The following is a 24,889-nucleotide window of genomic DNA, read 5'->3' as shown; positions in this document are numbered from 1 at the left end:
AACGATACGGTTGTAACTGTTTGAAAATTATTTTTTTATTTTGACAAAACTAATTGTGAAAAGTATCAGGAACCAGCAAACTGCCAATAAAGTTGTTAACATGGTTGCCTTTGAAAATAATAAAATAAAAAATACAAACAACAAAAACAATATGGTGAGATAACTTGAGAATATGCCACCCGGCATTAGAAATTTTTTGCCACCATTCAAAAAATCCTGAGAGTGTCGGTACTTGATGTGGGTAAGTAAAAGAAAAATATAGATAATAATAAATGTCGCTGACGCAGTGGCTGTGACTAATCCAAAAGCATCTTTTGGGAAAATCATGTTAACTAAAATGACAGAAGCAACTAAAATTGCTGATACGGTGATACCGCGCATTGGAATGAAATGTTGATTCAGTCGATTAAAAAAACTTTGTTTTGGTGATAAAGAAAAAATCATACGGCCAGTTGTGAACAAAGCACTATTCAGAGACGAAGCAGCGGCTGTCAAAATGACAAAATTAATGATTCCGGCTGCTGCAGGAATACCTATTCCTGAAAAAACTTGAACAAAGGGTGACATGCTTGCAGTGTAATTGGTCCATGGTTGAATTGTCATAATAGCGAGTAAAGCACCCACGTAGAAAATGAGAATTCGAATAATGATGGTGTTGATAGATTTTGGTATTGTTTTAAGCGGGTTTTTCGTCTCTGCGGCCGTTATGCCAACAAATTCAACACCTAAAAATGCGAAAAATGCCATCTGAAAAGCCGACAATATGCTGTTACCATGATTAGCTACTAAGCCATGCACCCATAAAGTTGATAATTTAGTTGTGCCTACTTCACTATGAATATGAAAAACAACCATAAATATGCCAATACCAATCATTGATAAAATGGCAATTATTTTTATCAGAGCAAACCAAAATTCTGTTTCACCGAAAGCCTTAACTGCGAAAATATTCATGCTATACAAAATGCCAAGAAATATCAATTCCCACAACCAAGCTGGTGATTGTGGTAACCAAAATTGCATGTACTTGCCAATCGCTGTTAATTCTGCCATGGCAATAATGATCCAACCTAACCAGTAGGTCCATCCCATAACGAATCCCACGCGATTACCCAAATATTTTTTCATAAAACCAATAAAAACCGTTTGATTTTGATCGGATAGCAAGAGTTCACCCAGTGCCCGCATCATTGAAAAAATAAAAAAACCGGTGATCATATAGATTAAGATAATAGATGGTCCAGCTTTTTGAATTGAATCACCAGCGCCCAAAAATAGACCAGTGCCGATTGTACCGCCCAGGGCAATCATGTTGATATGACGACCAGATAATGTACGTGATAATTTGTTAGTTTGTGCCAATTTATTTTCCCCCAATCACTATGTTATATATTAAAGTATCTTGTATAATTAATAAAATTAAACTTTTTCAATTTTACATGAAAAAAAGTATTCTAAGGAGTGTATCATGTCAACCTTTTCTTATCACGTCTTTGTTTCGGTAGTGCGTTATGGGTCTTTTTTTCACGCCTCACAACTGTTAAATGTAACACCGAGCGCCGTTAGTCACTCTATCAATCAACTGGAAGAGCAGTTAGGGTTTCCGCTTTTTTTGAGGAGCCGTTCGGGCATGACTTTGACCTCTGAAGGTAGTCAAGTGCTGCCATACATTCAGCAATTACTGTCGGATGAGGCGACGCTAATGCAAATTAGTGATGACATTAAAGGACTACAATCAGGTTCAATCAAAATTGGCGCTTTTAGTAGTGTCTGCATTAATTGGTTACCTCACATTTTAGGCGTGTTTTCCAAAAAATACCCAGAAATAGATATTTCAATTGTGCAAGGTAGTTTTGAAGAAATTACGCAATATATCAAATCTGGGGAATTGGACGTCGGCTTTACAACGTTGCCCGTCAGTGAAAATCTTGACGTCATACCACTCTTAGAAGATCCAATTTATTGTGTGACACCAGAAGGGTTTGTACCAAAGAATGGCCAAACTATGACAGAACAAGATATCGTGAATCACAAGTTTATTTTACAGAAAGTTGATTATGACAGAGACACAAAGCTAATTTTAGATTATTATCGTGTCGAGCCAAATGCCATCAATTTTTCAATTGATGATCAGTCGATTATTGCAATGGTTGAAGCAGGTATTGGGTTGGGTATATTACCAAAATTGGCATTGCAAAAGAATCCTGGAAACATAGCAATAATTCCCTTTGAAAAGCCAGCCAGCCGAAAAATTGTGTTAGTCACCAACAAAAGTAAAGTAGCCTCACCATCAGTGATTGAACTCGTGACTGAAATCAAACACTTTATTGAAAAAACGTACAACACTAAGGTAACTCCGAGTGATGAAAAGTAGATGTATTTTTGTTGGTGCTAGTTTGCGAGTACGCAATACAAAACTTGTGATCGACGTGCATTAAATTTGCAATAAAAAAAATGACATGATAAAATTTAAAGACAATTAACAGTTCGTTCATTTTGATTTCACACCCTTGCGGGAGTAGCGGCGCATATGCGTGGGAAACTGACTAACTAGGCATTTGATACCTAGCGGCCAACCTTAAACAGCAAGACGCAAAGATTTTTTCTCTTAAAGGAGTGTGTCAAATGAACACGAAAACAAATGAATCGGACGACGTTCCGTTATCGCGCACGTCGAAATTTCATCATCAGGAATGGACAGAAATTGTTGATGATTTGCAGGCCAATTATCCTGATGGTCTTGACAGTGACGACGTTACACAGCTAATTCAAAAATATGGTTACAATGAGGTTGCTGTTAAATCAGTACCGAAGTGGCTTATTTTTCTACGCCAGTTTAACAATGTGATTATTTATATTTTGTTAATTGCTGTTGGCTTGACACTTTTAATGGGTCACTATTCTGACGCAACAGTTATTGCCTTGGTTGTCTTTATTAACGCGATGATTGGTTATTTTCAAGAAGTTAACGCCAGTAACGCACTTGATAAAATAAAAAATATGTTGTCGGTTGAGGCAACTGTTATAAGAAATAGTGACCGTTTTGATGTTCCTGCTCGTGAATTGGTCTTGGGCGATTTAGTTTATTTGGAAGCTGGCGACAACGTCCCAGCTGATCTGCGTCTTATTGACGTTGATAATTTACGTATTCAGGAATCTTCGTTGACAGGGGAAGCAGACTCTGTTTTAAAAAATGAACAAATTTTAGCAGCATCTGTACCTCTAGCTGAGCGTAGTAATATGGCTTATGCTTCGACGGCTGTCACTAATGGTAGTGCAACTGGTATTGTTGTTGCAACAGGCGTTGATACACAAATTGGTCAAATTTCTCAGAGTGTGGCTGATGTTTCAGGTAACAAGTCACCATTGACCAAAGAGTTAGATGCCCTAGGGCGTGGCATTTCATGGCTCATCATTGCCGTAGCTGCAGTTATGTTTGTATTGGGGTGGGCGCTTAATATTTATGATTTGCCAACTTTAGTAATGGCGATTATCGCAATGATTGTTGGTTCAATGCCTGAGGGACTGCCGGCGGCAACCTCAATTATTTTGGCGACAGGCGTGCAAAAGTTAACTAAAAAGCATGCAATTGTTAAGACATTACCAGCAGCTGAAACGCTTGGTGCCGTTGATATTATTGCTTCTGACAAAACAGGTACACTGACCAAAAATGAAATGACTATCCAAGATATTGTCATTGATGAAAAACATTATACGGTCACTGGAACAGGCTATGCACCAGAGGGCGATATTCAAATCGATGGGCGAGTGGTTGATGCTAAAAAAATCAGCAAGCTAGAGATGTTTCTGACTATGGGTCAGCAGGCTAATGATACTTTCCTTACGGAAGAAAATGGTGCGTGGGAAATTAATGGTGAGCCAACCGATGCAGCATTTTTATCCGCGTACTATAAAGCTTTTGGTCCAAAAGAACCAAAATTAAATGAAATTGACCGTATTCCTTTTGATTCAGATTATCGTTATATGGCACGCTTATCTGAAAATCAACAGCAGCATCGCTTTATTGCAATTAAAGGATCCCCTGACAAATTATTTGATTTAGCAGAGAATAGTACGACATTCCGAAGAAAATATTGGTCTGATTTAGCAGCAAAATTTGCGCAATCTGGTAAAAGAGTCATTGCCGTCGGTTATGCTGATGTTGCAGATGATGTTAATGAAGTGACACACGAAAGCTTAAAAGCTAGTGGTATCACGTTCTTGGGGTTAGCCGCAATTATTGATCCGCCACGGCCAGAAGTTATTGATGCTATAAAGGATATGCGTCAAGCAGGTATTCACGTTAAAATGATTACTGGTGACAGCCCTGACACAGCTAAAGCAATTGGGCAGCAGTTAGGATTGGCTAACAATATTCAAACCATTACAGGATCTGAAGTTGAAGCAATGACTGATGACATGTTGGCTAGTGTCGTGACAAAGTATGATGTTTTTGCTAGAACAACGCCACAAGATAAATTGCGCATTGTTGCGGCATATCAGGCAAATGGACTAGTGACAGCCATGACGGGTGATGGCGTTAACGATGCACCCGCATTAAAGCGGGCTGACATTGGTGTTGCGATGGGTGTCAAAGGCACCGATGTTGCCAAAGATTCAGCAGACATGGTTTTGGCTAATGATGATTTTTCAACCATTAAAACAGCGATTGCTCAGGGGCGCCGTTTGTACGACAACATTCGTAAAACGATCTTGTATCTATTGCCAACAAGTTTTGCTGAGGGATTGATTGTTGTGTTCAGCATTTTGTTACAACAACCAATGCCGTTAACAGCCACGCAACTTCTATGGATTAACATGGTTTCTGCGCTGACATTACAGTTGGCCTTTATATTTGAACCCGCGGAACCCGGTTTAATGTCCCGTCCGCCACGTAAAACATCAGATAAATTAATGAGTCGATATGATGTATTTCAAATGGTATATGTTAGTGTTATTATTGCTGCCGTTGCACTCGCAGTATTTGAATACTTAGACAGTATGACTGGTTTTGCCGTGGCCAGTACTATGGCGGTTAACGTTATTATTTTTGGAAAGATTTTTTATCTGTTTAATATTCGTACCGCTGCGCCAGCACTTAGCCGATCATTTTGGACAAACCCTATGGCATTTGGCGCGATTGGCGCGATGATTTTCTTACAAATTATTTTCACTTATGTCCCTTTCATGCAAGGTGTTTTCTCAACGTCAGATCTTTCATGGCAACATTGGGTTATTATTTTGATAACAGGTTTGATTGTTTTGGTCGTGACAGAATTGGACAAATATCGACGTATGCTTAGAAGTAAAGCATGACAAAAATATGGAACATTATAAAAGTGTTGCATAATTCTAATAAAAGATTTACAATGTATTTAATCTAAAAAACGTCATAAACCGTTGAGATGGAGATCAAACCATGTGTGCACGTACAGGGAGCCCTTGTTACTGGAAGTAGGGCCGAACGCAACATGGCAAATGGACCATTGAGGGTTGGTTGAACAAGAGAAATCTTTAGTACTGCCAAACGTGAGATCTACGTCAGTGATCAGGTTATTGTTAGATAACTGTTGAGACGCGTTTTAATTCGAGTGGTTTTTTAAGTACCATTTGATTTGGACGAAATCAGGTGGCACCGCGGGAAACCGTCCTGAAATTTTTGCAAAAGCAAATTTTTCAGGGCGGTTTTTTGTTTGCTTAAAGAAAAGAGGAAAAGAATGACAAAAAAAGGATACTACGGTGAATATGGTGGACAATTTGTTCCGGAATTATTAATGCCTGCAATTAATGAGGTCACAGAAGCCTTTAATAAATATAAAGAGGATCCAATTTTTAATCACGAATTGAAAGACTTATTTGACAACTATGCAAATCGACCATCTATGTTGTATTATGCAAGAAATATGTCTAAAGATTTGGGCGGTGCACAAATTTATTTAAAAAGAGAAGATTTAAATCACACGGGCGCACACAAAATCAACAATGTTTTAGGTCAAGCATTAATTGCAAAACGAATGGGTAAAACGAGATTAATTGCTGAAACAGGTGCTGGACAACATGGGGTGGCAACAGCCACAGCTGCTGCTTTGTTTGGTATGGAAGCTGAAATATTTATGGGTAAAGAAGATACCGAACGACAAGCATTAAATGTATATCGTATGGAATTGCTTGGCGCTAAAGTTCATGCCGTTACAACGGGAACACAAGTTTTAAAAGATGCAGTCAATGCTACATTTCAAGATTGGACTAAAAGAATTGATGATACATTTTACGTACTCGGTTCGGCCGTTGGACCACATCCATTTCCAGAAATGGTCAAATATTTCCAGTCAATTATTAGTGAGGAAGCTAGAAGCCAATTCTTAGAGCAGACGGGGCGATTACCAGATGCAGTTCTCGCCGCAGTTGGCGGAGGATCGAATGCGATTGGGGCATTTGCCAAATTTATTGATGATCCGGAGGTTGAATTAATAGGTATTGAAGCTGCTGGTAAAGGTGTTAATACTCAGCAAACAGCAGCGACAATGGCACTTGGAACAACTGGGATTTTTCATGGTATGAAATCACAATTTTTGCAGTCTGCTGATGGTCAAATTGATCCTGTATATAGCATTTCAGCGGGATTAGATTACCCAGGGATTGGACCGGAACACGCTTATTTAAAAGATATTAATCGGGCAAAATACGTGCCAATTACAGATGAGGAAGCAGTAGAGGCATTTGAATATATTGCCAAAAAGGAGGGTATTATTGCGGCAATTGAGAGTGCGCACGCTGTGGCGTATGCAATGAAAATCGCGCCAAAAATGAGAAAAGATCAACAAATTATGGTTAATTTGAGTGGACGTGGTGATAAAGATGTTGCTGCTATTGCGCGATACAAGGGAGTGGACATTCATGAGTAATATTCAAAAAGCGTTGTCAAAATTAATTAAATCGCAAGACTTGAGTTCTGAAGATGCGTTTCAGGTTATGAATGATATTATGGACGGAAAAGTTTCTGATCCAGAAATTTCTGCCTATTTAATGGGATTAGCAATCAAGAAAGAATCAGTTTCTGAAATTGTTGGTTCTGCAAAAGCCATGATAGCACATGCAACTAAAATTGAGCCGGCTTTTGACGCAATCGATATTGTTGGTACTGGTGGTGATTTGTCGGGCACATTTAATATTTCGACAACTGCCAGTTTCATAGTCGCTGCAGCTGGTGTGCCAGTTGTGAAACATGGTAATCGTGCTGCCAGTTCTAAGTCAGGGACAGCCGATGCCTTAGAGGCATTGAATGTTGCAATTGATTTGAAACCTCAACAGGCCACTGATGTTCTATCTCACGCCGGGCAAACTTTTTTATTTGCTCGTTCATATCATCCAGCTATGAAGTATGTGGGTGCAATTCGAAAGTCCCTAGGTTTTCGTACAATATTTAATATTCTAGGACCACTGACAAATCCCGCACGACCCCAAACAATGTTGATTGGGGTATATTCAAAAAAACTCTTAGTTCCGTTGGCAAAAGTTTTTTCCGAGTTAGGTGTCAAAAAAGCGATATTAGTTCATGGGCAGGACGGATTGGATGAAGTCACTTTAACGACGAAAACAGATTTGGTCGTATTAGCTGATGGTCAAATAAAAGAAAAAACTTTTAACCCGACAGAGTATGGCTTTGATTTTGTATCAATTCAAACTTTGCGTGGTGGTACACCTGTTGAAAATGCTCAAATTACTCGCAATATTTTATCTGGCATTATCTCGGGACCAATGAAAGACGTCGTGATTTTAAATGCTGCGTTAGCATTATTGATAGCTCAAAAAGCAGCAACAATTGACGAGGCAATTCAATTGGCTGAACACATATTGGATAGTGGAAAAGCATTAAGACAATTAGAATTACTACAACAAACGACTAAGGCGGCCACTACATGATATTAGATAATTTAGTTAGTGCTTCACGACAAAATATGTTAAAGCGACAAACAAAAAAAACACTTGTTGATTTGAAAAAAGAGGTTAAGAGTCTACCAAATTCCAATACGTTTTCTTTTGAAAATAATTTGTATAGTGACAAAATTTCTGTAATCGCCGAAATTAAACAAGCCTCACCCTCAAAGGGACAAATTGTGTCTCCTGAAGCGTTCGATTATCAACAAATTGCTGATGAATACGAAAAAGCCGGTGTGGATGCAATCAGTGTTTTGACTGAAGAAACTTACTTTAAAGGTTCTCTTGATATTTTGAAAAATGTCGCAGCGAAAAATAATATACCAACACTTCGCAAAGATTTTATCATTGATCCTTATATGATTTATGAAGCTAAAGCGGCAGGGGCGCAAATTATTTTGTTAATTGTTGCAATTCTAACTGATGACGAATTAGGGTCATATCTGTCTTTAGCAAATAAATTAGGGCTTTCCGCTATTGTTGAGGCACATAATGATGAAGAAATTAAACGAGCAGTAAACGCAAAGGCACGAATTATTGGTGTTAATAACCGAAATTTAAAAAACTTTACTGTAGATTTTAATAATACAATTCGTTTACGCCAGTTAGTGCCTGCTGATGTACTCTTTATTTCTGAGTCAGGAATCAAAACCCGGACAGATGTCGAGGTTTTGGAACAGAATGGCGTGAATGGTATTTTAGTTGGTGAAACTTTCATGCGTGCTACGAATAAAATAGCAAAGATTAATCAATTAAGAGGTGATGAATGACACGAATTAAGTTATGTGGCAACTTTCGTTTACAAGATGTTGATTATTTAAATGAAGTTAAACCAGATTTAGCTGGTATTATCCTGGTTCCAAATCGGCATCGTTCGGTAACTTTTGAATTAGCCCAAAAAATGCGAAATACGTTGAATATAGATATCCCCTTAGTGGGCGTATTTTCTAACCAAAACACCAGTGAAATTCTCGCGTACAAGGATATTATTCAAGTAGCTCAGCTCCATGGTCAAGAAACTGAGCAACAGGTTGATGAAATTCAAAGTTCGGGTCTGTCAGTTATTAAGGTTATGAAGCCAGACTTTCAATTTAAAACATGCGCGAAAAACCGTATGATTGATGAAGGCGCAGGCACAGGGAAAATATTTGATTGGCGCAAATTTAAACCTGATGACCCTTTAGATTTTCTGGCTGGCGGTTTAACAACGCATAATTTACAGAGAGCAATCTCTTTATTGAATCCCAAAACAGTTGATATTAGTTCAGGATCAGAGGTTAATGGTATAAAAAACTTAGAAAAGATGCGAGAGTTGGTGCGTATAGCAAGGAGTAATAAATGAATGACATTATACAAGCGTTAAAACATAAAAATGCTTTTATTGGATTTACCGTAGCCGGATATCCTGATTTTGAAAAAAGTGCTAAATATATAGTTGATATGGCAAATGCTGGAGCGGATTTAATTGAAGTTGGCATAGCTTTCAGTGATCCTAGCGCCGATGGGCCAACAATAATGAATGCTGATCAAAAAGTACTTGCAAAGGGCACAACAACAGAGGACGTGTTCAGATTAATGACTGAGGTTCGTAAGCATACCAATGTACCTTTGGTGTTCTTGACATATACCAATCCTGTTTTTAAATATGGTTATGAAAAATTTTTGAGTAAGATGAAGTCTTTGAATATTCAGGGCATTATTATGCCAGATATGCCTTTAGAAGAACAAGAGGTATTTCTAAATATTGCGCAACAATACGGACGTGCATTTATTCAACTTGTGACATTACAATCCGGTAATCGATTGGCTAAAATTGTGTCACATGCTTCCGGATTTATCTATGTCGTTAGTTCTTTAGGAATAACTGGGTCACAAAATGAATTGTCTAACGAAGCAGACAAAATTGTCACTAGCATAAAGGAATTGACAGATATTCCAGTTGCGGTGGGATTTGGTATTACTACCTATGATCAAGCTAAATTATTTTCCTCTGCAGATGCGATTATAGTTGGTTCAGCACTTGTTAGGATAATCGAAGAGCATCCTGATGATGCCACGATATACTTAATTGAATTTATTCAAAAAATGAAAGGAGCACGCAATGCGACAAATCAAAACGATTGATGCAGACACTTTAACCGTTATTAGCGCCTATTTTCGTTTGCGCGGTGAACACAGCTTTCTACTAGAGTCAGTACCGACTGATAGTGAAAAATCTCGTTATTCAATTATTGCAGTTGATCCGGTACATGAGTTTAGCACGGTGGGTCATTCAGTGACAATTGATGGGCAAACGACTGAGCATAATGATCCATTAATGGCTTTACAAGATTTGGTGGTTACGGAAGATGAATGCCTGGACGAATTGCCTTTTCAAGGAGGCGCTATTGGTTACGTAGGATTTGATATGATAGCCACGTATGAAAAATTAAACAATCTGCCTGAAAACGATTTAGGTATGCCAGATAGTCATTTGTTTCTATATGAAACGTTTATTATTTTTGACCATCAGTTGGAAAAAATTCAAATCGTCGTTGATAACGTTTATTCAGGCCGTGGCAATTTAAATGAAATCAGTATGGCTATCGAAAATAAGTTAAAACTACCAATCGCTGATGAACTCGTACCTGTGCAATTACACGATTTAAAACCAAAATCAAACTTAACGCCAGATCAGTTCGAAGCGATTGTTAACCATACAAAAGAGCTAATTCAAGACGGTGATATGTTTCAAATGGTGCCCTCTCAAAGATTTAGCTTTGCGTTTGATGATAAGCCGTTTGATTTTTATAGGCAATTACGACGCACTAATCCATCGCCATACATGTACTATATGGATTATGGTGACTATCAAATCATTGGTTCATCTCCTGAAAGTTTGGTCACGGTCCGTGGTGAAACAGTAACGACTAATCCGATTGCTGGGACTAGAAAAAGAGGACAAACGGTTGAGGAAGATATTGCAATTGCCCAAGAGCTAAAAAATAATGAAAAAGAACTGGCTGAACATCGTATGTTAGTTGACCTTGGTCGTAATGACCTTGGAAAAGTATCTCAATTTGGTAGTGTACAAGTGACCACACTGCTTGAAATTCAAAAGTATCGTTACATTATGCATTTGGTCTCTGAGGTTAGTGGTAAATTAAATGAACATACGCCTGCAATTTCTGCGTTGAAAGCGACTCTACCAGCTGGAACAGTCAGCGGAGCACCTAAAGTACGGGCACTACAGCGCATTTATGAAATGGAATCTGTCAGTCGCGGTGTTTATGCGGGGGCAATTGGGTATTTATCTCGCGACAACCAAATGGATTTTGCAATAGCAATCCGCACAATGATTGTTAAAAATAAAAAAGGATATGTTCAAGCAGGTGCTGGCATTGTGTATGACTCTGTGGCAGAAAATGAATATCAAGAAACATTGAATAAAGCTAAGGCATTACTAAGCGTGGGAGTGAACAGATGATTTTATTAGTAGATAATTATGACTCGTTTACCTATAATCTAGCACAAATTATTGGCACTAAAACTTCATTAGTTGTCCTGAGAAATGATGATGAACGACTTTATACGATTGCTAACCGTGCCAATGGGATTATTTTTTCCCCAGGTCCTGGACAACCCAATCAGGCTGGTGAGATGGAAAACATGATTCGTCACTTTGCTGATAAAAAACCAATGTTAGGTATATGTTTAGGCCATCAGGCTATCGGAGAAGTTTTTGGTGGCAAAGTGAAAAAAGCTAGTGTCATCAAACATGGTAAAACCTCAAATATGGTCACTGTCCATCATTCGGACTTATATGGTGGGAAAATATTGAAAGTCATGCGATATCATTCGTTAGTCTTGGATGCACATCATGTCCCAGAACATTTTATCGTTACTGGACTATCGACAGACGATAACGAAATAATGGCGATTCAACACGAATCATTACCGATATTCGGACTACAATTCCATCCTGAGTCAATTGGAACACCTCAAGGAAACCAGATGATTGAAAATTTTATTGAAATTGTTCATAACAATAAAATAATTGACCGGTAAACAAATAGCATTACAACCTATCACCAAAGTGATAGAATACCTTTAATGTCTAGTACCACTATTTCAGTATCATTCGTTTACGGAGGTTATCTATTGCAAAACGATAAAAATATATTGGGTATTAATCACATAGGGATAACAGTGCCAAGTATTGATGAAGCGACCCAATTTTTCAAGGCTGCTTTCAATGCTAAAATAGCTTATGATGGTTTATCTCATGATGACCAACCTAGAACAGGTGAAACAACAGCACGTCAACTGGGTATTGATGAGACAACCAAAATTGTCAGACAAAGGATGTTGGTTATTGGGCAACAAGGACCAGGTCTTGAATTGTTTGAAATGCAAGCGAATAGTCAAAGTAAACCCGTTGGCTTACAAGATCTTGGTATCAATCATATTTCAATATTTGTAGCTGATATTGAAAATGCCTTAAATAAGGCCCAACAAGCGGGTGCTAGGCCACTATCAGAAATTCATGGTAATTCAAAATATGAGGATACAAAAGGCAACGGCAGTGTATACGTTCTTGCGCCTTGGGGTACTTTAATTGAGTTACAGTCCATTCCAAATGGTCATTATTATCCAGATGACAGTGAGCGTAAAGTATGGACGCCGAAAAATCATTAATATTTTCGGAATTAAAACGCTACTTTTTCATTTTTTTGAAAAAGTAGCGTTTTTTAATGAATGTAAATTGTGATGACAGTTACTAAGCCAAAAAAGATGCCGGGGACATTAGCAATAATTACTGGCCAGTCTTTATAGGTTTTGTTCCAACCATAACCGGTCCACAAAGACGCGTTAATCATGGCTACAAAGGGTTGCAAAAAACCAACTGGATGTCCTGAAAAATTACTCATGATTTGAGGAATATAGGATATATACATTGCTATGCACATCAATGTTGCTAATCGACTGAGTAGTTTGAGTCGTTTAATTCTGTCAGATGAAATTGCCTCGTCACCTTCTGGATATTTTGATGTATCAATTCGCATGTAAACTCCTTTTTTTCTGTTAGATATAAATAATATAATACCATTCTTGAAAAATATTGCAAAAGACGGCACTATTTTCTTTAACTTGCATGACGTTTTCTGAAAATAATAATCGTAAGTGAAACGGATTATTCAAGAAAATTAGTCAAATATGGTATTGCAATAAAATGATAATAAGAGTATAGTGATTACAAATAGATGAGACATTGAAGAGATAAGTAAACTTACTGTGTGATTAAAGAGAACCAACGTTTGGTGAAAGTTGGTATTACAACGAAGTTGAAAATGGTCTTGGAGTCGTAAGTAGTATGAGCTCTTAGTAAATGCTACTCGGGTGCGCCCGTTAACGCGTCAGGGTATCTCATCAGATGTACCTGTTAAGTGTCAAGCAGTAATGCTTGGCAGAATTTGGGTGGTAACGCGATTCAATCGTCCCATAATCTTTGCCTGTTAGGTGAAGATTATGGGATTTTTTTTAATTTCTAATCAATACTAGGTAAATCAATATGCGAGTTAATTTTCAAAAAATATATTACTTACATGCTAACAAAATGACAACGGCTGTTTATCTGAATGGTAGTGGGGCAGTGGATGCAGTCATGTCTTTTTAATTGAACAGACAGTTAGTTTAATTAAAAGGAAAAATTATGACGAAAATTAATCAAATTTACAAAACAAAACCTGTTCCGGTTTTATCGTTTGAAGTTTATCCACCGCACCAGGAAGAAAGTGTGACCTCACTTTTTCAAACACTAGAGGAATTGAATCCAAGACAAGCGGGAGTTGACTTTATTAGTGTTACATACGGTGCCGGGGGCAGTGCAAATCATGAACGCACACAACAAATTGCCAGCTACATCCAAAATCACTTTGGTGTAACGGCGCTTCACCATTTAACTGGCATTAACCAAACACCAGCAACTTTGCATCAGAATTTGAGTGAGATGAAAGCCGCTGGAATTGAAAATATTTTGGCGGTTCGGGGCGACTTGCCGTCATCGGATTATGATAATAGTTGCTATCCATTTGCAAAAGATCTCATTACGGATATAAAAAAAGAAAACGATTTTAGCATTGGTGCTGCAGTTTATCCCGAGGGACATGTTGATAATCCAATTACTGGAATCAGTGTCGGTGGTGTGAGAGAAAAAATTAGTGCAGGCAGTCAATTTCTCATTTCACAATTGTTTTTTGATAATCATGCTTTTTACAAAATGCAAGAAGAGCTAAAAAATAATTACATTCAGATTCCAGTATCAGCGGGCATTTTGCCTATTATTAGTCAAAAACAGGTTGAAAAGCTAACTTACATGATTGGTTCCTCTTTACCAGCCAAACTAGCTAAAATCGTGCATAAATATCAAGACAATCCAGAGGCACTTCGACAAGCTGGCATGGCTTATGCTATGGAACAGATTTATGATTTATTAGATCATGGGGTAGATGGCATTCACCTTTATGCAATGAATCAAGCAGACATTTTGACAACGATGTTACCAAAAATAAACGACTATATTCAGTGCAAAAATAAAAGATACGCTGTTTAAAAAATCACATTTAGTAAACAATACAAAATACAGGAGTAAGACATGAGCAATATTGTAAAATCTTCAAATTTAGGCTATCCCCGCTTAGGTGAACATAGAGAATGGAAAAAGTTATTAGAAGCCTATTGGCGTGGTGAAATTGATGATCAAAAATTCCATGAAACTGCTAAGTCATTAAGACTTAATAATTTAAAAAAGCAACGCGCATTTGGATTAGATATCATTCCGGTTGCTGACAACTCAGATTATGATCATGTTTTGGACACTATCGCGGCATTTAATCTCATTCCAACACGTTTTGGTAGTTATGACCGTCCGCTAACGCTATCAGAATATTATGCTGTTGCTCGTGGTAATAAGGAAAATGTGGCGGCGGATATGACAAAATGGTTTAATATTAACTACCATTACACTGTTCCCGAATTTGACAATACTAAACCACGCCTTTTAGATAATCGTTGGTTACGCTATTGGCAAGAGGCAAAAGAAGAATTAAATATCAACGGTAAACCAGTTATTCTGGGGCCAGTCACGCTAATAAAGCTTGGTAAACTTAACGGTGAATATGTATCATCACCAGAAGATATCAATCGACTTTTGGATCAAATATTACCACTTTATGGTCAGGTTTTTCAAGAACTACAGGAAGCAGGTGTTCAGTGGGTTCAATTGGACGAACCGAGTTTGGTCAAAATTGACGACGATTCAGCTATTGCGCCTTATCAGCGTGTGACAGCTTATTTACACGAGATTGCACCCAAGCTAAATATTGAATTACAAACGTACTTTGATTCACTCGACACTTATCAAGCTGTGGTGGATTTGCCAGTACAGGCGATTGGTCTGGACTTTGTGCATGGCAATGACGAGAATTTAAAAAGCATTCAACAGTATGGTTTCCCTGAGAATAAGATATTAGCCGCAGGTATAGTCGATGGTCACAATATATGGACAGCTAATTTGCAAGAAAAACTTGACTTAGCGAAAACATTGCAATCTTTGGCGCCAAATTTGTGGTTACAACCCAGCAATTCTTTGCTCCACGTCCCAATCACAAAAAAATACGAAACAGCAGCAAGCGCCGCGTTATTTGGCGGTTTAGCATTTGCTGATGAAAAGCTTCAGGAATTAGTCACACTTACAAATGCTTTAAATGGCAACCAAGATGTTGATACTTTTGAGGACAACAAACGTGCTTTGAAAGTGCTAAAAGATTCAGAGGCTCGTAACAATGTCAATGTTCAAGCGGCAATAAAGAATTTATCCAAACAACGATTTGAACGTCAATCACAATATGCTATCCGTTCAAAAAAACAAGATGATATTTTAAATTTGCCGCTTTTACCCACGACAACTATTGGCTCATTTCCCCAAACTGCCGTTGTGCGGGCAAAGCGTGCCGCATGGCGTAAAAAGGAAATATCTGATTTGGAGTATCAAGACTTTGTTAAAGCAGAAACAAAACGTTGGATCGAACTACAAGAAAAACTTGGGCTAGATGTCTTGGTGCATGGTGAATTTGAACGGACCGATATGGTGGAATACTTTGGTCAAAAGTTAGCTGGCTTTTTTGCCACGCAAAACGGATGGGTGCAGTCTTATGGCTCACGAGGTGTTAGACCACCAGTTATTTATGGGGATGTTGATTATTTAGAACCAATTACGGTTGCTGAATCGACTTTTGCACAAGAACAAACAGATAAACCGGTGAAGGGCATGATTACTGCACCCTTGACCATTGTTAATTGGTCATTTGTAAGAGATGATGTGCCACGCGCGACAGTTCAGAATCAAATTGCTTTGGCGTTGAGACAGGAAGTCATTAATTTGGAAAGGGCTGGCATTAAGATTATTCAAGTCGATGAACCCGCATTACGTGAGGGATTACCGCTAAAAAAACGTCATTGGCAAGATTATTTGAATGAAGCTGTTTATTCATTTAAAATTACGACAACAGGTGTTCAAGATGAAACACAGATTCATACACACATGTGTTATTCAGACTTTGAAGATATTATCGACACAATATCAAACTTAGATGCTGATGTGATTTCGATTGAAACATCACGTTCACACGGCGAAATCATTGCTGCTTTTGAAAATGCTAAATATGACAAACAGATTGGTTTGGGTGTTTATGATATTCATTCACCAAGGATTCCCACAACGACTGAAATTGAAGAAAACATTCGACGAGGATTAAAAGTAATTGATGCGAAACAATTCTGGGTTAATCCGGACTGTGGCTTGAAGACAAGAACTGAGGAACAAACAGTCGACGCACTACGACATTTGAAAGTAGCGCGAGATGTTGTACTCGCAGAACTGAGTTAATCAATTATTATTTAGTAATGAACAATTAAAAGAAAAACCTTTTACCACACAATTCAAGGTAAACGGTTTTTAAATAACCCCAAATTATAATTTGCAAAATAATATTTCTTTTGCTATATTTAATTAGTTAGCTAACTATCTAAAAAGGAAATCTATTTATGACTGAAAATATGGGAAAACTGTTAAAAGAGGCTTATTATGCTCTGAATAATGCTCTGGATAGCGTGGCGCGGCGGTATGATTTGACTGCAGCACAAATGGCAATGATTGATTTCTTGAGATTATCATCTGGTAAAAAAACAGTTAATCAAAGAGAAATTGAGCAAGAATTTAATATCAAAAGTTCAACTGTTACGCTATTAATTGACCGTATGGTAGCCAAAAATTTTATTGTACGCCGTGAATCAGCAAAAGATAAGCGAGTAAAAGAAATTTTTTTGACGACAAAGGGATTTGATATTAGTGATGTGATTAAAACTATCATCCAAAGTCATGATAGTTATGTACTTAATGGCTATTCAGACGGGGAAAGAGATGTCATTGTGTCATTTTTAAAGCATGTATCAAAAATAAGTTGGGATGGTCATGATGATCAATAACAAAAATAAATTAAGCATTATTGCGGTTGCTATTTTAGCGGCCGGCGGTATTATGGTGGAAACCGCGATGAATGTTACTTTTCCGGAACTAACAGCAATTTTTCACACATCTTTGAATAATATTCAATGGATAACGACTGCCTATTTGTTGGCCGTAACCGTAACAATGACAATAAGCGCCTATTTAACGAAAAGATTTGGCGTGAGGTTGATGTGGATTTTGGCTAATTTGCTTTTTGTTATTGGTTCTTTATTCGCTGGTTTGGCAACTAATTTAGGTATTTTACTATTAGGAAGAGTTTTAGAAGGCATTTCCGCAGGAATTGCGATGCCTTTAATGTTCAACTTAATCCTGATGCTAATACCAAGGCATAAAATAGGTGTTTGGATGGGAATTGGATCGATGGTCATTAGTTTAGCACCCTCATTTGGACCTAGTTATGGTGGTGCTTTAATTAGCAGTTTGGGTTGGCGTTCTATTTTCATCACACTACTAATTATTCCGGTGGTGTCCTTATGCCTTGGATGGTTTACGATACCTAAAAAAACTGCGAATCATCAAACGCCGTCATTCGACCTGATTGCTTTTATCCTACTCAGCATAGCTTTAATCTCAGGTATTTTGACGATTAATCAATTTGAGAGCGGTATGATTAACCCTGTAACGCTAAGCATTACAGCTATCACACTTTTACTCTTTATTTATCGTTCTCTGAGAAGTGAAAAAACATTTTTAAACATCAGGTTATTTAAACTAAAATCTTTTACATTATTACTGATTCCTGTGACGTTATATATGTTTGCTAATTTGGGCCTTGGTTTGTTAATTCCAAACTACTTGCAGACAATTCATCATACGTCAAGTCTATTAGCAGGATTTTCGTTACTCCCTGGCACTTTAGTAGGGGCATTTTTGTCGCCATTATTTGGGTCATTATATGATAAAATTGGCCCCAAAAAATTACTTATCACGGGTAATTCTATTTTTACGCTGTCCGTATTGTTTATGTATTTCGTCACGAACAACCTGAATTTATTAATGGTTATTCTTTCCTATACTATTTTCACGATCGGTCGGAGTATGGCTTTTAGTACGGGTATGACAGCTGCAATCGCAGATGTTCAAATTAATGATCAAAACGATGCAAATGCTATTTTGCAAGCCAGCCAAATGTTTATGGGCGCTGCTGGGACCACGGTAGCTGCTTTGTTTGGTTCTTGGAAAATTGAGCAAGGCATGCGAAACTTTTTGCTCATGATAATAATGATTGCTATGATAATATTTATTATGTTTTTCCTACAGCAGAAAAAAAGTAGAACTGCGTAACTCAGAATGTCAATGATTAGTTTATTAATCATATCATTAAAACACTGGCTATGATAGTGTAAACGCTTCCATTATTATATAAATAATTGTATAATGGTGATAGAGAAAGTTAATATCAGAATTTTGTTGATAACTTTCGACTCAATTTCTAATTTAATTAACAACTTGCTCGTTGTTTGTACTGAAAGATTAATCGTCATGCTTCGTGCATAAAGTTAATTGATTGATGACAAAGATGGTACTATTTGACTGTTTTGGTTGGATCATCATCCCCGAGTGGGTTGTTTTAAATTAGTCACAACGACATGAAACCACTGCAAACCAAGGTAGAAAGGAGAAACAAATGATGAAGACAATCGTTGTTGCTACTGATGGTAGTGACGCGGCCATGCATGCAGTAGCATATAGTGCGAGTTTAGCCAAAAAATATGGTGCAAAAGTAGAAGTAATTAGTGTCATTCAGTATTCTACTGTTGCCTATCACGACGGCAGCCAAGTTTTTTATGCATCGATGACTGACAGTTTGACTAAGTTAGCCAATGAAAATGTTGCGAAGGCAGCCGGTGTTTTGGCAGAAAGTGATGTTTTGTATGATACGCACGTTTTTAAGGGTGATGCGCGATTTATACTTGTTAATGAAGTCATGGAAAAATTCAAACCTGATTTGATTGTAATGGGTAAAACAGGTACGACTTTGTTAACTCGAATGTTTATTGGTTCGACGGCGCGCTATGTTTCAGAACGGGCAGACGCTGATGTATTGTTGGTCAAATAATTTCGTATATCAATAGGTGAGTATCAGAATTTTAAAGGTTTTGATACTTTTTTTATTTGCAAGGATACGCTTTGAAATGAGATTTAATTGTTTTATTAACCAAAATATCAAAAAAAGCGTATCATTAAAAGCGTAATGATTAAAACGTTTTTTACAAACGTTATAGAGGGGAGAAGTTAATATGGACTTAGTCGAAGAACTAGTCAATGTTGTTGGTAAAAAAAATGTTATTACTAACAAAGCAAAATCTTTACGTTTTAGGAAAGGGTACCGCTCAGGTAAGGGCGATGCAGTTGCAGTAGTATTTCCAACCACTTTAATGGCAATGTGGCGCGTGCTTAATGTTTTGCATGACAACAATATTATCATTATTATGCAAGCAGCCAACACTAGTTTGACTGAGGGTTCCGTACCAGCCCCGGGTTATGACCGTTCTGCTGTTGTTGTGAACGGCATGAAAATTAAAGATTTACAGTTAATCAATAATGGGGAACAGGTACTTGCATTCCCCGGTACGACACTGTTTCACTTAGAAAATGAATTGCGACCACTTAAACGTGAACCACATTCAGTCATTGGCTCATCTAATTTGGGTGCATCGGTCATTGGTGGTATTAACAACAATTCTGGTGGTGCTTTGATCAGAAGAGGTCCAGCTTATACAGAGCTATCATTGTATGTTTGGATTGATGAACATGACGAAATGCACTTAGTTAACCATTTAGGCATTGATTTGGGCAAAACGCCCGAAGAGATTATTACTAATTTGCAGAACCGCAATTTTGATTTGAATCAAGTACCAGCTACTGAACATCATGGTTCAATGTTCCATCATGAACAGGTTGTGCGTGACGTTGAATCTGATAAGCCTATTCGATACAATGCAAATCCTAAAGAATTGTATGAAGTATCTGGATCGTCCGGACACGTTGCGGCATTGGCTGTCCGCTTAGATACATTCCCAATGGATAAAAAAACACAAATGTTTTACATTGGAACGAATAATCCCGATGAGTTGGAAGATATTCGTCGCCATATTATGACGACATTCAAAGAATTGCCTGTTTCTGGTGAATATATGCATAAAAATGCTTATAAATTGGCCAAGAAATATGGTAAAGACTCGCTAATTGTGATTGAGAAAATTGGAACGGGTCATTTGCCCCAAATGTTTGCGCTAAAAGCTTGGGGCGAACGCTTTTTGAAGCACATTCCGTTTTTCAAGCCTTATTTCCCAGATCGCTTGCTTCAAACATTAAGTAATTTATTTCCTAATCAAATGCCAAAACGAATAGATGATTATTACGAAAAATACGACCATTACCTACAATTGAAAATGGCTGGTAATGGTATCGAAGAAGCGCGAGAATATCTCAAATCTTATTTTGACAAGGCCAGTGGCGACTACTTTGAAGCCGACGCCAATGAGACCAGTAAGGCGGCAACTCACCGCTACGTAACAGCTGGTGTTGCGATTCGTTATCAAGAACTGAAACAGGATAGCATTGACATTTTGCCACTAGATATTGCGTTGGCAAGTAATGATTATAAATGGTTCGAGCATTTGCCTAAAGAAATTGAAGACAAAATAGAACACAAAATTTATTATGGTCACTTACTTGATCACGTCATGCACCAAGATTATATTCTAAAACCTGGCGTCGATGCGCATGAACTTAAAAAAGAGATGCTTAAAATTTTGGATGAGCGTCACGCTGTTTATCCAGCCGAACACAATGTTGGTCATCTATATTTGGCAGCGCCGGCCTTAATCAAGCACTATAAGAAAAATGATCCAACTAATAGTTTCAACCCAGGCGTTGGTAAACAAACAATGTCTAAATATTGGGGCGAATACTAAAATAAAAAGTTTGTTAAAAAATAACCGTTATCGTCGTTTGTCGATTCATCGGTTATTTTTTTATTAGTGACTATGCAATGTGAATGTTTTACTTTTAGCTAAAACACATTTTAGAATAATTTAGATATTTTTGGTTTGACAATCTGTTCTGTCGTGCTAGCCTATATGAACATATTTGCTTAGACAAATCATTATTAGTAAAATCTATTTAAAAAGCTAATCTGTTAAACTTTGTGAAACTATAATCATAAAACAAGCTGAAACATTTGATACCAAAGCAATGAGCACAAGTGAATAAATCATGAAAACGCTTGATATTAATTGTAAATTCGTATATAATTTTATTTATCAAAATGAAAGCGCTTACAATGCTTTCATGTTTAGGAGGAAAATAGTAGCATGTCAGATAATAAAATTTCGGCCGGATTAGCAGCCTTAAAAGTTATGTCAGGATGGGGCGTTCACACGATGTACGGTATTCCATCAGGTACTTTGAGCGGGCTGATGAATGCGATGGGTGATCCAGAAAATAAAATCAAATTTCTGCAGGTCAAACATGAAGAAGTTGGCGCTATGGCAGCTGTTATGCAATGGAAGTTCGGTGGTAACTTGGGTGTTGCTGTTGGTTCAGGTGGACCCGGGGCAACGCATTTAATAAATGGTCTTTATGACGCGGCAATGGATAATATTCCAGTGTTGGCTATTTTAGGTTCCAAACCAGTACGTGAGTTAAATATGGATTCGTTTCAAGAATTAAATCAGAATCCAATGTATGACAATATAGCTGTTTATAATCGTCGTGTCGCAACCGCAGAACAGTTGCCACATCTTGTTGATGATGCTATTCGGACGGCAATTGCCAAACGTGGGGTAGCTGTACTAGAAGTACCAGCTGATTTTGGCTTTACCGAAATTGATGCTGATTCACTTTATTCGACCCCACTTTATTCGTCTGGCTTAACTTATAAAGAATATAAGTCCGCACCAGTTGATGAATCCGATATTACTGCTGCTGTCGACATTCTTAACCAAGCTAAGCGTCCAGTGATTTATGCTGGTATTGGTACGATGGGTCATGGGGCAGCAGTCCAAGCGCTATCTCGTAAGATGAAAGCACCAATTATTACAACAGGTAAAAACTTTGAAACATTTGATTGGGATTTTGAAGGTTTCACTGGCTCCACTTTCCGTGTTGGTTGGAAGCCAGCTAACGAAGCCATCCTGGAAGCTGATACTGTCTTGTTTGTTGGTACAAATTTCCCGTTCTCAGAAGTTGAAGGCACTTTTCGTAACGTAAATAAGTTTATACAAATTGACAATAATCCGGCAATGTTGGGTAAGCGTCATCAAAATGACGTCGCTATTCTAGGGGATGCGGGTGAAGCGATCGCAGCCATTTTAGATAAAGTCTCACCCGTAAACGATTCACCTTGGTGGCAGGCAAACGTGGCTAATGTCAAAAATTGGCGTGGCTATATGGATAAACTTGAGCAAAAAACGGAAGGTGATTTGCAGGCCTATCAAGTTTATAATGCAATCAATAAATACGCAGCAGAAGATGCTATTTTCTCAATTGATGTCGGTAATGTTACGCAAATGTCCGTGCGTCATTTGCATATGACAGACAAAAATATGTGGCGGACATCACCGTTGTTTGCCACAATGGGGATTGGGTTGCCAGGTGGGATTGGTGCCAAAAACACTTATCCGGACCGTCAAGTGTGGAATTTGATGGGAGACGGGGCGTTTTCAATGACCTATCCAGATGTTGTTACCAACGTGCGCTATAAGTTACCAGTCATTAACGTTGTATTTACTAATACAGAATACGGATTTATCAAAAATAAGTATGAAGACACGAATACGTACAATTTTGGTGTTGATTTCACAGATGTTGATTATGCTAAAATTGCCGAAGCGCAAGGTGCTGTTGGCTTGACTGTTAGTCGAATTGAAGATATTGATCGGGTAATGAAAGAAGCACTTGATTATTACAATCAAGGTCGCGTCGTTGTGGTCGATGCAAAAATCACCAAAGATCGTCCTATTCCTGTTGAAACCCTAAAGTTAGACACTAATTTGTATAGCGAATCAGTTGTTGAGGCCTACAAGGAAAAATATGAAGCGCAGGATTTAGTGCCATTCCGTGAGTACTTAGAAGCACAAGGTATGACGTCGAGATATATTAAAGACAATAACGACAATAAGTATAGTTTTTAATCTTAAAAAGTAATTTCGCCCGCGAAGTTGCTTTTTTATTTTGTCAAAGCATCACACTGTGATAGTATGAAAAAAAGGAGGATTAAAATGCTACTTTATCAAAAAAACGTCTAATTAAATGATTACTATCTTTAATTAGGAGCAAAAAATGATCAATTATCAAATCAATCAAACAATCGCAGAAAATGATTTAACCAAATTGTACAATAGTGTCGGTTGGTTTGCCTATACTAACACTCGTGTAAATCTTATGGCTGCTGTTGCAAATTCATTAATGGTTGTCAGTGCGTGGGCAGATAATCAATTAGTCGGATTAGTTCGCGTTGTGGGGGATGGAGAGACAATTATTTTTATACAAGATATTCTAGTTGACCCAAAATTTCAAAGTCAACAGGTTGGCACAGAATTAATGAATCGTGTTTTGAGTCAGTATCCAGCAGTTAGTCAAAAAGTGTTATTGACGGAAGAAGCGCCTGATGTCAGGCATTTTTATGAAAAGTTTGGTTTTAGGTCTGCTGATCAAGGAACGCTTGTCGCTTTTTACAAAAATTTTTAACGTAATGCAACAGAAAAGCAACAATGATTTTTAAATCATTGTTGCTTTTTGATTCCAAATGGCTAACACCATTTATCTAAGTAGGTTACGAGTGTTTTGGGTGATTCGCGCATACCATTTTTGATCCAATGCCGAATCATACCAACAATGCCATTCAGCGTGTACTCATAGAAAAATTGTCTTTCACTGTCAGATAAGTCATCATGTTTTGGTACTAGTTGTTCAAAAAAATTCTGTTTTGTTGTCGAGAGCGTGTGCAGCAAGAAATCTTGATCTTCACTTAAAATGTAGTTGAAGACTTTATTATTTTTTTTCACCAATTCAAATATTGCCTCTAACAATACTTCTACGGGATCGCTTTGCTTATCATTTTTTAAGATGTCAAATAATTCATTCGCCGTTTCTTTTTCCATATAGTGCATACAATCTGCAACATCGACAAAATGCGCATAAAATGTACCACGGTTAATATCTGCTATTTTACAAATATCGGTTACTGAAATACTATTGAATTTTTTTTCACTCATGAGATGTATCAAAGCATCCTGTATATTTTGTCGTGTTTGTTGTGCACGGCGATTATTTTTTGTACCGACCATTTTATTTTCCTGATATTTTGAATTAATTTGTTTCAAAATTATTATATCAAATAAGTTGATACTTTTATGGTGGTGGTTTTTTATTTAG

21 protein-coding genes and 1 other annotated feature are annotated in these 24,889 nt (G+C 37.6%); of the genes, 18 read left to right on the top strand and 3 right to left on the bottom strand.

Annotated features, from left to right (window positions below):
* Positions 1-27: 27 nt before the first annotated feature.
* Positions 28-1,362 carry an amino acid permease gene (locus IAE53_RS10045; RefSeq protein ID WP_200136405.1) on the bottom strand — a complete coding sequence of 445 codons (1,335 nt, stop codon included), beginning with the start codon at positions 1,360-1,362 and terminating at the stop codon, positions 28-30.
* Between the two features lie 106 nt (positions 1,363-1,468).
* Between IAE53_RS10045 and IAE53_RS10040 the strand changes: the two genes are divergently transcribed.
* From IAE53_RS10040 to IAE53_RS09995, 10 genes are all read left to right on the top strand, one after another.
* Positions 1,469-2,374: a LysR family transcriptional regulator gene (locus tag IAE53_RS10040; RefSeq protein WP_168441486.1), complete on the top strand. Its 906-nt coding sequence runs from the start codon at positions 1,469-1,471 to the stop codon at positions 2,372-2,374.
* 251 nt (positions 2,375-2,625) lie between these two features.
* A complete protein-coding gene (locus IAE53_RS10035) occupies positions 2,626-5,316 on the top strand; it encodes an HAD-IC family P-type ATPase (RefSeq protein WP_188353056.1) in 2,691 nt (896 codons plus the stop codon).
* A gap of 401 nt (positions 5,317-5,717) precedes the next feature.
* Entirely contained in the window at positions 5,718-6,905 is a 1,188-nt protein-coding gene (trpB, locus tag IAE53_RS10030; protein ID WP_168441485.1) for a tryptophan synthase subunit beta, read from the top strand.
* Positions 6,898-7,923: an anthranilate phosphoribosyltransferase gene (gene trpD, locus IAE53_RS10025; protein WP_168441484.1), complete on the top strand. Its 1,026-nt coding sequence runs from the start codon at positions 6,898-6,900 to the stop codon at positions 7,921-7,923. Before trpB ends, trpD begins: the two co-directional genes overlap by 8 nt.
* Complete coding sequence (gene trpC / locus IAE53_RS10020) at positions 7,920-8,708, top strand: indole-3-glycerol phosphate synthase TrpC (protein WP_168441483.1); 789 nt, start codon at positions 7,920-7,922, stop codon at positions 8,706-8,708. Before trpD ends, trpC begins: the two co-directional genes overlap by 4 nt.
* On the top strand, positions 8,705-9,280 hold the full coding sequence (locus IAE53_RS10015) for a phosphoribosylanthranilate isomerase (RefSeq protein ID WP_200136406.1): 576 nt from the start codon (positions 8,705-8,707) through the stop codon (positions 9,278-9,280). The genes trpC and IAE53_RS10015 overlap by 4 nt, the downstream gene beginning before the upstream one ends.
* Positions 9,277-10,062, top strand: coding sequence for a tryptophan synthase subunit alpha (gene trpA / locus IAE53_RS10010; protein WP_168441481.1), 786 nt, complete (start codon positions 9,277-9,279; stop codon positions 10,060-10,062). Before IAE53_RS10015 ends, trpA begins: the two co-directional genes overlap by 4 nt.
* Positions 10,040-11,404 (top strand): anthranilate synthase component I, encoded by a 1,365-nt coding sequence (gene trpE / locus IAE53_RS10005; protein WP_168441480.1) that lies wholly within the window; start codon positions 10,040-10,042, stop codon positions 11,402-11,404. Before trpA ends, trpE begins: the two co-directional genes overlap by 23 nt.
* Positions 11,401-11,985: an aminodeoxychorismate/anthranilate synthase component II gene (locus tag IAE53_RS10000; protein WP_168441479.1), complete on the top strand. Its 585-nt coding sequence runs from the start codon at positions 11,401-11,403 to the stop codon at positions 11,983-11,985. Before trpE ends, IAE53_RS10000 begins: the two co-directional genes overlap by 4 nt.
* A gap of 93 nt (positions 11,986-12,078) precedes the next feature.
* Complete coding sequence (locus IAE53_RS09995) at positions 12,079-12,615, top strand: VOC family protein (protein WP_233610738.1); 537 nt, start codon at positions 12,079-12,081, stop codon at positions 12,613-12,615.
* Between the two features lie 53 nt (positions 12,616-12,668).
* Here the strand turns inward: IAE53_RS09995 and IAE53_RS09990 are convergent, their stop codons facing one another.
* Positions 12,669-12,983, bottom strand: a complete 315-nt coding sequence (locus IAE53_RS09990; protein WP_114667003.1) for a SemiSWEET family transporter — start codon at positions 12,981-12,983, stop codon at positions 12,669-12,671.
* 197 nt (positions 12,984-13,180) lie between these two features.
* Positions 13,181-13,423: a binding site (T-box leader), on the top strand.
* Between the two features lie 207 nt (positions 13,424-13,630).
* Between IAE53_RS09990 and IAE53_RS09985 the strand changes: the two genes are divergently transcribed.
* The 8 genes from IAE53_RS09985 to IAE53_RS09950 all read left to right on the top strand — a co-directional run bounded on the left by IAE53_RS09985 (position 13,631) and on the right by IAE53_RS09950 (position 24,202).
* The gene (locus IAE53_RS09985) at positions 13,631-14,530 is read left to right on the top strand and encodes a methylenetetrahydrofolate reductase (protein ID WP_168441477.1); all 900 of its coding nucleotides are present in this window, start codon (positions 13,631-13,633) and stop codon (positions 14,528-14,530) included.
* A 42-nt stretch (positions 14,531-14,572) separates the two neighbouring features.
* Positions 14,573-16,864 carry a 5-methyltetrahydropteroyltriglutamate--homocysteine S-methyltransferase gene (gene metE, locus IAE53_RS09980; protein WP_168441476.1) on the top strand — a complete coding sequence of 764 codons (2,292 nt, stop codon included), beginning with the start codon at positions 14,573-14,575 and terminating at the stop codon, positions 16,862-16,864.
* Positions 16,865-17,022: 158 nt separating this feature from the next.
* On the top strand, positions 17,023-17,463 hold the full coding sequence (locus IAE53_RS09975; RefSeq protein WP_168441475.1) for a MarR family winged helix-turn-helix transcriptional regulator: 441 nt from the start codon (positions 17,023-17,025) through the stop codon (positions 17,461-17,463).
* A complete protein-coding gene (locus tag IAE53_RS09970; protein WP_368668233.1) occupies positions 17,450-18,790 on the top strand; it encodes an MFS transporter in 1,341 nt (446 codons plus the stop codon). Before IAE53_RS09975 ends, IAE53_RS09970 begins: the two co-directional genes overlap by 14 nt.
* A 343-nt stretch (positions 18,791-19,133) precedes the next feature.
* The gene (locus IAE53_RS09965) at positions 19,134-19,565 is read left to right on the top strand and encodes a universal stress protein (RefSeq protein WP_200136407.1); all 432 of its coding nucleotides are present in this window, start codon (positions 19,134-19,136) and stop codon (positions 19,563-19,565) included.
* Positions 19,566-19,746: 181 nt separating this feature from the next.
* The gene (gene dld / locus IAE53_RS09960; RefSeq protein WP_200136408.1) at positions 19,747-21,426 is read left to right on the top strand and encodes a D-lactate dehydrogenase; all 1,680 of its coding nucleotides are present in this window, start codon (positions 19,747-19,749) and stop codon (positions 21,424-21,426) included.
* A gap of 399 nt (positions 21,427-21,825) precedes the next feature.
* Positions 21,826-23,646: a pyruvate oxidase gene (gene spxB / locus IAE53_RS09955; RefSeq protein WP_200136409.1), complete on the top strand. Its 1,821-nt coding sequence runs from the start codon at positions 21,826-21,828 to the stop codon at positions 23,644-23,646.
* 148 nt (positions 23,647-23,794) lie between these two features.
* A complete protein-coding gene (locus tag IAE53_RS09950) occupies positions 23,795-24,202 on the top strand; it encodes a GNAT family N-acetyltransferase (RefSeq protein ID WP_200136410.1) in 408 nt (135 codons plus the stop codon).
* Positions 24,203-24,264: 62 nt separating this feature from the next.
* Here the strand turns inward: IAE53_RS09950 and IAE53_RS09945 are convergent, their stop codons facing one another.
* Entirely contained in the window at positions 24,265-24,801 is a 537-nt protein-coding gene (locus tag IAE53_RS09945; protein ID WP_200136411.1) for a TetR/AcrR family transcriptional regulator, read from the bottom strand.
* Positions 24,802-24,889: the final 88 nt, after the last annotated feature.

Source organism: Leuconostoc sp. S50 (assembly GCF_016624925.1).
GTDB classification, from domain to species: Bacteria; Bacillota; Bacilli; order Lactobacillales; family Lactobacillaceae; genus Leuconostoc; species Leuconostoc pseudomesenteroides.
This window is presented reverse-complemented; position numbering and strand designations above follow the sequence as displayed.